The sequence below is a fragment of the Pseudomonas sp. MAG002Y genome (assembly GCF_019400845.1).
Taxonomy (GTDB): Bacteria; Pseudomonadota; Gammaproteobacteria; order Pseudomonadales; family Pseudomonadaceae; genus Chryseomonas; species Chryseomonas luteola.
Window position 1 is genome coordinate 1 of sequence record NZ_WOEJ01000038.1, and the last position, 9,412, is coordinate 9,412.

At 51.8% G+C, this 9,412-nt stretch carries 7 protein-coding genes; 6 read left to right on the forward strand and 1 reads right to left on the reverse strand.

The window, feature by feature from the left end; genetic code table 11:
• Positions 1-366 precede the first annotated feature (366 nt).
• Entirely contained in the window at positions 367-807 is a 441-nt protein-coding gene (locus tag GM154_RS25330) for a GFA family protein (RefSeq protein WP_219654271.1), read from the reverse strand.
• A gap of 121 nt (positions 808-928) precedes the next feature.
• On the opposite strand from GM154_RS25330, the gene GM154_RS25335 reads away from it, so the two are divergent.
• The 6 genes from GM154_RS25335 (at position 929) to GM154_RS25360 (ending at position 8,644) form a co-directional block, all read left to right on the forward strand.
• Positions 929-1,822, forward strand: a complete 894-nt coding sequence (locus tag GM154_RS25335) for a LysR family transcriptional regulator (RefSeq protein ID WP_219654278.1) — start codon at positions 929-931, stop codon at positions 1,820-1,822.
• 320 nt (positions 1,823-2,142) lie between these two features.
• Positions 2,143-3,642 (forward strand): RimK family protein, encoded by a 1,500-nt coding sequence (locus GM154_RS25340; protein ID WP_219654286.1) that lies wholly within the window; start codon positions 2,143-2,145, stop codon positions 3,640-3,642.
• Between the two features lie 17 nt (positions 3,643-3,659).
• Positions 3,660-4,607 (forward strand): magnesium transporter CorA family protein, encoded by a 948-nt coding sequence (locus GM154_RS25345; RefSeq protein ID WP_219654280.1) that lies wholly within the window; start codon positions 3,660-3,662, stop codon positions 4,605-4,607.
• Between the two features lie 555 nt (positions 4,608-5,162).
• Positions 5,163-5,549 (forward strand): response regulator, encoded by a 387-nt coding sequence (locus GM154_RS25350; RefSeq protein ID WP_219654282.1) that lies wholly within the window; start codon positions 5,163-5,165, stop codon positions 5,547-5,549.
• A gap of 134 nt (positions 5,550-5,683) precedes the next feature.
• Complete coding sequence (locus GM154_RS25355; RefSeq protein ID WP_219654283.1) at positions 5,684-6,088, forward strand: response regulator; 405 nt, start codon at positions 5,684-5,686, stop codon at positions 6,086-6,088.
• A gap of 525 nt (positions 6,089-6,613) precedes the next feature.
• Positions 6,614-8,644, forward strand: a complete 2,031-nt coding sequence (locus GM154_RS25360; RefSeq protein ID WP_219654285.1) for a PAS domain-containing sensor histidine kinase — start codon at positions 6,614-6,616, stop codon at positions 8,642-8,644.
• Positions 8,645-9,412 lie beyond the last annotated feature (768 nt).

The window sequence follows — 9,412 nt, forward strand, 5'->3', positions numbered from 1 at the left end:
ATAAAGGATTATCTTTGGGCGTATAACAGCGCTCGTCCATTGCGCGCCTTGAAAGGCCAAACACCGATTGGCTTTATTCTCAGGCAATGGCATAAACAACCACAGCTCTTTTTAACCGACCCAAACCCCTTCTTCCCGGGACCTAACACCTAGGGCATCTTTAGTTCAGGTAGCAGCAAGGGGCTTCATTACCGAGGAAAAGCGTATCGAAATCTTAACGCTAACCGACCCGGTAACGCCTTAAACCGTAGGCCTGACATGGCTGCTCGGACATGATTTCAGTCCAGCCATGCAGGCGCTTCGAACGTGCCTGCATCATTCATTTTGAGCGAGCCAGCCTCGATTGACGCAACAGCGGGCATCATGTCAACCAATGGTACTCAGTGCAGCAGAGAATGCTTCAGGCGTAGGATTTTCAGGCCACGTTGCAATACCTTTGGGCAGGATCAGCCAGGGTTGTTTGTGCTTGGTCCAGATGTGCGCCATGGGATTTAGCGAGGAGCGGTTTTCGAGCGTGCCTGCCCGCAATATCCACATTCCGGGCGCGGCGGAAGTCGTGTTGTAGATACGGGTGTGGCAGACCGCGCAGAGGTAATGATGCGCATGTCGTTCATCTTCCTGGTAGGCATACTCAATAGTGGGGCCCTTCAAGGTAAAGGCATTACCCGGCAGCAAGGCATGCAGCGCAAAACTGCTGCCGCTCCATGTCTGACAGTACTGACAATGACAGGCGTAGACCACTGGCTCAGAGTCAATCACCGAGCAATAGGATACGGCGCCGCAACGACATCCACCGGCAAGCTTCATGAGTCATCATCTCGTGTTCGCGCAACGGGGCGCTTGGTGTGGGTTTGATTTAGGTCAAGCATGCGCGATTATCCTCCTAATGGAAATTGATCAAACTTGCCCAACTGCTCATAGGAAATGTATGAACGCGCCACAGTTACAGTGGGAAACCCAACGGGTCTTTCTGGCCGTGCTTCGAACCGGTAGCCTTTCCGCAGCTGCTCGAGCGTTGGGCATTGCCCAGGCTACTGCACGACGGCGTATCGATGCGTTAGAGCACACTGTGGGGACAAGTCTGTTTATCCGTTCTCCGGCGGGACTGCTGCCTACTGAAACCGCCAGAGAGTTGATAGGCCACGCTGAGTCCATGGCGTTGGCAGCCGAGGCATTTGTTCGTGCTGCATCTGCCGAAGCCCATGTGCCTGGAGGAACGGTCCGGGTCACCAGCAGTGAGTTGCTTGGTGTGGAGGTACTTCCCTCGCTGCTAGGAGAGATTCGGATCGCTCAGCCTCAACTGTCACTTGAGCTCAGCCTGTCGAACCGCATGGAGGATTTAACGCTGCAGGAGGCCGATGTAGCGGTGCGTATTCGCCGGCCTACTGAGGCCGCCGTAGTTGCTCGTCATGTGGGTGATCTGTATGTGGGCCTCTATGCCACCGCAGAACTGTTAGCTAACAACGGTGTTCCTCGTGGCATGGCGGAATTGAGCAGGTACCCTTTGATCGGACCGGACAGGAACCTGACGGAGCTCACATTCCTGGAGAAACAGGGGTTTCTCTGTACGCCGGAGCACAGCGTTATTCGAACCGATAATCATCTGGCCCAGTTTGCAGCACTAAAGGCTGGACTGGGCGTGGGTATATGCTCCAGTCAGCTGGCGCGACGTTATGGGCTGGTGCGCGTGCTACCAGAGCAGGTCGATTTTCGTGTGGATATCTGGTTGGCTATGCACTACGACCTACGCCGAGTGTTACGGGTTGCGCTGGTATTCGACGCACTGTCTCAATCGCTGTCACGCTTTTTGGCGGATGTCTGATTGGATATTAGCGCTGCAGGGAAGCACCTGATATGCCTTGATTGTGTCTGAAACTATCAGTTTGCGTAGCCTGGCGGTTTGTAACCGTATGCATGGATTGGGCTCATTTATTCCGCTGTGCATAAGTTGAGTAAGTTTCGTTAGCGTACCCGTAAAGAATGCATAACGAGGCAAGACACAGCCTGATTGCTGTGTTTAATAGATGTCCATGTCTGTCACATGGACCCATCACGATGCACTCACTGCTCGAAACGCCAGCGCAAGCGTTGGAGGAAGACTGTCTAGGCTCTGCCTCTGCAAAACCTGGTATCGCCAGAGTAATGTCCTTTCCCTCCCAGGCGCTCATTGTGGTAGAGCACAAGCAGGACTGGGAAAGTTATCTTCCCAGCGATCGCCTGATCAGCGTTTACGAATATCTAGAGGCGTCAGAGAAATACATTTCGAACCCGCATTTGCAGATCATCAATCTGTGCCGAAGCTACCGCTACCTTGAAAATGGCTATTACTGTTCGCTGCTGGCCGAGGCACGGGGCCAAAAGGTTATTCCTTCGGTCAGAACACTAAATGAGTTAGCTGGCAGTTCCATCTACCGGTCGTGCTTCGATGTGCTGGAAAAGGGGCTCGATCAAGTGCTGGATCAGCATGCGATCAGCCATAAAATGCGATTCAGCCTGACGCTGTGTTTTGGCCAATCACCGATACAGTCGTTACAGGCGCTGGCCTGGCGGCTATTCAAGATCTTTACTTGCCCAATCCTGCATGTTGATTTCAGCAAAGAAGCAGGCTGGCGCATCGCTGGAGTCAGGCCGGGTGCGCTGCATAAATTGAAGGCGTCCGAGCAGCATGACTTTGCCAATGCATTAGGCGCCTTTAACCGCAGGATTTGGCAGTTACCGCCGTCCCGATCAGCTGCCCGCTATGACCTGGCTATCCTGCATGACCCGAGGGAGGTATTACCCCCCTCCAATGCACAGGCCCTGGAGCGTTTTGTCAGGGTTGGTGCACAGATGGGACTAAACGTTGAGTTGATAGGGAAAAAGGACTATTCGCGCCTGGCCGAATACGACGCCTTGTTTATTCGAGAGACGACACGCGTCGATCATCATACGTACCGTTTTGCCAGAAAAGGGGAAAGTGAGGGACTGGTCGTAATGGATGACTCATCATCCATCCTGCGGTGCAGTAACAAGGTGTACCTGACCGATCTGCTCAAGCGTAACGCGCTCAGTATGCCAGGCACCGAGGTGTTATACCGCGACCATCCAGAACATCTGGAAAAGGCTGCCCGAGCGCTGGGCTTTCCAATGGTGCTTAAAATCCCGGATGGCTGCTTTTCACATGGTGTCGTCAGGGTAGCATCGGTCAAGGAGCTTGTTAACACCTGTCAGACCCTGTTCGAGCGATCCGCACTCCTGCTGGCTCAGGAGTTTCTCTACACCGAATATGACTGGCGCATCGGGGTACTCAATGGCCAACCGATCTATGCCTGCCAGTACTTTATGTCCAGCGGGCATTGGCAAATCTACCATCACCAGAGTTCAGGTATTAGCCTCAATGGTGAATGCTGCGCCGTCCATCTTCAGGATGTCCCGGCACAGGTCGTGGAAACAGCTGTTCGTGCAGCCAGCCAGATGGGGGATGGGCTGTACGGTGTAGATCTCAAGCAGTGTCATAACAGAGTGGTCGTGATTGAGGTCAATGACAATCCAAATTTGGATGCTGGGGTCGAGGATGCCTGCCTGGGGGACGACCTGTATCGAACAGTACTCAAGGAGTTTGTTCGTCGTCTCGAGCTCAAGCGGCTGGGCCACAGCGGCTAGGGGAGGAGGATCCAGGAATGATCACGGGCTATCAATTAGCTAATGGAGCACTCGTGCCGGCCCCAACAGACCACGCCGGGATACTGCTGTGTATCAGCCCAGGCAGAGATGAGCGGCAGATCTTGCATGAGCGCTGCGGTGTGGATGAGCATGCCCTGGACTCAGCCCTCGATCCAGACGAGGTGTCGCGTGTCGAATTTTATCCGGATCATCTGTTTCTCATCTGGAAACGTCCCGAGCATTATTCAGGCACTGCGTTTGAGGTATCATCATTTGGCTTGCAACTAGGCCAGGGGCAACTGGTAATCATCTCGGCCAGTAATTCCCTACTCACGGTATCGGGTTCACGCCAACCGCTGACTGATCTCATGGATGTGCTTTTGGAGATGCTGTTTAGTAGTGTGCATCACTATTTGGGGCATCTTAGGGTAATCAAGATGATCGCACGTGAGCTCCAGCAGAAATTCAATCACTCGGTGAGTAATGTACATCTGCTTCAGATGTACAACTTAAGTGAAAGCCTGATCTATTACCTGAATGCGCTTCAGGGTAACGGTGCCGTTCTGGCAAGGCTGCGCAGACATGCCATTGCGCAGGGGCTTAAGGCTGAAACGGTCTCAATACTGGATGAGCTGATTATTGAAAACGAGCAGTGCTACAAGCAGGCCGAGATCTATTCCACAGTCTTTTCCGGATTGATGGATGCGCGGGGCAACCTTGCCAATAATCTGATGAACGAAACGCTGCGCCGTTTGACCCTGATCAATGTAGTGTTTCTCCCTCTCAACCTCATTGCCAGTATTGGTGGGATGTCCGAGTTCAGCATGATGACAGCAGCTTTACCCTGGTGGATAGCCTATCCACTACTGGTGCTGGGCATGCTGTTGCTAGGCGTGGCGATGGTAGCGGTACTCAGGCGTATCGCTCGCTACAGCCGGAGCAAGGCAATGCCCCATCCCTCCTAGCACGTTGCCGATTTGGCTGCCTAGGAGACGATTGCCATGCTGCCAGCAGCGGGATCAGGTCAGCCGTTTGATGAGAGCGCTGGCTGAGCGGCTGAACCTTTGATCAAGACATAGCAGAACTCTATGCCTTGACCGGTTGTAGTCTGGGTAGTTGCAGACAGCAGGCGCCATCCTTCCAGAAGCTTGCTTTAAACGGCGTTCGTATTACTTAGGTAGAATGTTTTCGCGTTCAAGGCGGATACATTCGTACTATTAATACCGTTGTAGGTCTCCTGATACTCACAAAACTGCTCCTATTCATGATTTACAAAAATGTTCGACGCTCGAAGCGGCTAGTCAAACCGAGAAAGGCACATAAGTCGAAGGGCTTACCATCCTAGACCCGATTTGCAACATCCGCTCACTCTGGATGATGGCTGCCTAATTGAGTTCAGGGGTAATTGAATAACTTTTACAACTCTTTGACATAAGCGTTAGAAAGTTATACGAATTCTCCTCATTCAGGTCATCTGTCTGGTCATAGGAACGCTGCTCTTTTTTCTAACTCATGCAGTTATGGCCGAGAAAAAGAGCGAATTTGAAAAAATAGTACTCGTGCTTGAGGACGAGGCTTGCCTGCGTATGCTCGTGGCAGAGGTGTTAAAAGAGCTTAACTTGAACGTTATCGCCCTACCTTCTGCTGACGTGGGCTACATGCTATTGCAAAAACACTCAGCTCATATCGACTTGGTGCTTTCTGATATTCGAATGCCAGGAAAAATGAACGGCGTTGATCTTGCCAATAAGATTTCAATGGAGTGGCCGCATATTGGTATTGTCTTAACGTCTGGATATGAAGCACAGGCCATGGCTGGCCTGACTAAACCAACCGCGTTTCTTCCAAAGCCCTGGACAATCAGTGCAGTGCAGGAAGCTATTTTTCGCCTTTTAACAAGTAGCTAATTAGTGCTACCAACGCTTGATTATCCTGGCCATATAATCATTTTCAGATATTAGGACCGCGTCATCTCTGCTATTTGCCTACACTTACCAGTGAAGAGGTTTTCCAACTCAGCTCACTGAGAGGTGGCGGTACTATGAATGGAGTAGGCAAATGCACCACCGAAAAAAAGATTCTTATCGTTGAAGACACAGACTACCTGCGGCTCCTGATGGCCGAGGTGCTGGACTCAGTTGGGCCAAGAGTCGAGGCGCTTCCTACCGCCGATGAAGGATATTCCTTTCTCCAAAAATGCGGGCATAACGTGGCCGTTCTGGTAACAGACATTCGTACACCAGGACGCCTGGACGGCGTTGACCTGGCAAGGCTAGTGGCTAGCAAATGGCCTCATATCAGGGTTGTGCTGACCTCAGGCTATAACGCCAACTCACTTTCTAATCTCGATACCTTTGATCAGTTCCTGGCCAAACCGTGGTCAATAGATCAGTTGCGAGGAGCAGTACTCAAAGTACTGGAGGACGCAGATCCATCCTCTACCTAAGCGCGCACCTCCTCTTACAGCCCGGACCGATTAGCTCCATGCGGATCTCCCTCAGCCTTGCCGGGATAATTTACCGGTAAGGCCCCATCGTGCCTAAAGAGTACCTCTATCCTGGATGATTCAGCTCTCACCCGAGCCGTCCGCTGCCCTGATCAAACTCACCCAAACGCTACGCGTCTTAGTCTATGCGAGCGGCTGGAGCTGCGTACGCAACCGGACAGGGAGATCGGTAGGCAAAAGTCCCCGCCCAGTGCCTGTCATCAAATACAAGGCTTCTGGGCAGGCGCCGTTATAGCTCAAGCGCTTCTTTACCCTCAAGAGACGCTAATGCTGTGACTTTCTCTGGCCTGCCTGACCCGCCGTGCGGCAACCTGGGTAAATGAACTGAGCGCTGATTTCCCTATCGATAGTTAAAGGCCTGACCAGTAACGTTTTAGAGGTCAGCCAGGTATATCGGGTTGATTAATGTGATGCCTAAATCCAGGCGCATTACTTGGCTCACCTCTGACAAAAGTGCGAGTCTTGATGAAACAAGAGCTAAATTTTCAGACATTGTTCGAAGCGCTTCCGCACCTTGTACTGGTCCTGTCTACAGGTCCGGAGTTCATCATGCTGGCTGCTAACGAAGGGCGGCTGCAGGGAACCAATACGCGGCGTGAGGACTGCATAGGACGATCGATATTCGAGGTGTTTGGAAAGAATCCGGACGAGCGAACAGAGTTTGGTGCAGGCGTATTACGCGCCTCGCTAGAGCGTGTGGTACAGACCCGAGCGCCTGATCGCATGGCAATCACCAAGTATGATATTCCTCGGCCGGCAGCGCAGGGTGGGGGCTTTGAAGTACGCTACTGGAGTCCGCTTAATACGCCTGTGCTGGATGAAAAGGGCGAGGTCATCTACATCATCCATCAGACCGAGGATGTGACGGAGCAGGTTGTCGAACAACAACGCTCCAATTCAAACCTCAAGGTTGTTGATGAGCGTTTTCGTGCTGCCCTGCTGGCATCTGAAGCCGGTATCTTTGACTGGTACATCGATGAAGACAGGCTCTACTTTGATAGCGCGCTGCAACAGCTGTTCAAACTGCCGGATACCCTTACCCATAATGCTATAGAGCGCTTTCTCGACTATGTGCATCCAGAGGACCAGGCGCAGGTACGCCTATCCTTTGCTCAATGTATGCAAGGTGGCAATTTTACAGTTGAGTTTCGGCTACAGCGTAACCAGGACGAAAGATGGCTGGTCTGTAAAGGTAATGTTTTCAGGGATGCCGCAGGCAATCCATCGTATGTAACAGGTACTTGCGTGGATATCAGTGCTCGAAAGCACGCTGAGAACGCCTTGCGTGAGCTCAATGAAACACTGGAAGCGCGTGTTGCCTCCGAGGTAGCCGAGCGTACCCGTGTGGAAGAAACACTCCATCAGGCCCAAAAAATGGAAGCAGTGGGGCAACTCACCGGCGGTATTGCCCATGACTTCAATAATCTGCTCACAGGGATCATTGGTAGCCTGGAGCTGATGCAGCGGCGCCACAGTGCCGGCAGTTCGAAGGATGATGAGCGCTATATAAACGCTGCCGTAACTTCGGCCCAACGGGCGGCAGCGCTCACTCAGCGCCTTCTGGCTTTTTCTCGGCGTCAGACACTGGATCTTAAGGCGATTGACGTTAACCAGCTGGTAGCCTCGTTAGAGGACCTGCTTAATCGTACGACTGGGGAAAATATCAAGGTCGTAACAGCGCTAAGCTCAGGCCTTTCTCTGGCCTGCATGGATGCCAATCAACTCGAGAGCGCCCTGATTAACCTCGTGATCAATGCCCGCGATGCTATGCCGCACGGCGGCACTATCACGATTTCGACCGCCGCTTTCGACGTGAAGAGTGATCAGCAGGCCAGATGGGCTGAGCTCAAGGAGGGCCAATACATACAGTTGACGGTAACGGATACCGGTATGGGAATGGCGCCTGATGTGTTAGCTAAGGTCTTCGAGCCCTTTTACACCACCAAACCTATCGGTCAAGGGACAGGGCTAGGGTTGTCCATGGTGTATGGCTATCTGAAACAGGCCAAAGGGTCTGTTCAGATTCTCTCTGAGCCTGGAAATGGAACCAGGGTTCACCTGTATATGCCTTGCCATAAAGGTGACGCAAATACGTTGCCAGCAGAGAAAAATAGGGTGGCACCGTTAGGAAGTGGTGAGATCGTACTGGTCGTTGAAGATGAGGCAGTGGTTCGCTCGCTCATCGTAGAGGTACTGGATGAGTTAGGCTATCGGGTGCTTCAAGCGGCAGATGCTCAAGAGGCCATTCCTCTTTTAGAAAGCGATCAGCGCATTGATCTGATGATTTCTGATGTAGGGCTACCAGGCATGAATGGACGTCAGCTTGCTGACTTTGCCCGCCTAAGCCGACCGAATCTGAAGGTTCTTTTTGCGACTGGTTATGCGGAAGGTTCCAATGTAAACGGCTACCTTGCGCCCAATATGGAAATCATTACCAAGCCTTTTGCAATCGAAGCACTTGCCAGCAAAATCGAAGGGATACTTAAGCCGACATAGGCTAATACAGAAGTCACCTTAGCTAGTTCAGACCGATCCGCCCGCCGGGTAAAAAAAGCAATAGAAGCATTAGCTGTCATATGCATTTCTACCAGATGCTTACGCTGAGTTTTATCAGGGCATGGCGAGTTAGACAGGGATGATGTGGAGATTAAAAGCTGTAATTTCAATATACCGTAAGCTCAATCATCGTCACTCCAAGCGACCGAAGCTGAGCATCCAGTATCACTTCTCGGTTAGCATCATTTAAATCCTCAGCGCCTGTTTCTGCGTTAGGTCCAGCCAGGCGTGCGGCCAGTATCTCCTTGGCTTCTCGAGAGGTTAAACCGCCAATATTGAGCTCAAGGCAGAATTCACACTTATTCAGGCGGTACTTAATGGTTTGTGGCATATCCAGCGTTGGGGCTCAAAGACCCGTAGTATTTTTCAGCTCTAGACGTATCAACCATTAGGCTGATGGTAACTCTGCATCGCATTGGTACGCACTGTTCAAGAAGTGGAGTATTGGTAGCTAGACAAGTTTCTCTGAGTGCTACCTTTCATATAGGACTTTGAACCAGGACAAGGTCTGCTTTGGAAATCCCGTGCCATTTGTAGGTTTCTCTGAACTAAAGCGGCAAGCCCTGACTCCAGACCTACAGAAGCAATGATGCCAGCCAGCGCATCTGGACAGTCTGATGACATCAGATCGGTTGCGCTTAAAGACTGACTAGCTTGGATGCCAGATACCAGGCGTGGTGCAAAGCACACCACTTAAACCCATCACAG

Excerpts from the sequence above, each read along its gene's own strand:
- GM154_RS25350 (WP_219654282.1), top strand. The coding sequence starts at position 5,163 with ATGGCCGAGAAAAAGAGCGAATTTGAAAAAATAGTACTCGTGCTTGAG.
- GM154_RS25345 (WP_219654280.1), top strand. The coding sequence starts at position 3,660 with ATGATCACGGGCTATCAATTAGCTAATGGAGCACTCGTGCCGGCCCCA.
- GM154_RS25355 (WP_219654283.1), top strand. The coding sequence starts at position 5,684 with ATGAATGGAGTAGGCAAATGCACCACCGAAAAAAAGATTCTTATCGTT.
- GM154_RS25340 (WP_219654286.1), top strand. The coding sequence starts at position 2,143 with ATGTCCTTTCCCTCCCAGGCGCTCATTGTGGTAGAGCACAAGCAGGAC.
- GM154_RS25330 (WP_219654271.1), bottom strand. The coding sequence starts at position 807 with ATGAAGCTTGCCGGTGGATGTCGTTGCGGCGCCGTATCCTATTGCTCG.
- GM154_RS25335 (WP_219654278.1), top strand. The coding sequence starts at position 929 with ATGAACGCGCCACAGTTACAGTGGGAAACCCAACGGGTCTTTCTGGCC.
- GM154_RS25360 (WP_219654285.1), top strand. The coding sequence starts at position 6,614 with ATGAAACAAGAGCTAAATTTTCAGACATTGTTCGAAGCGCTTCCGCAC.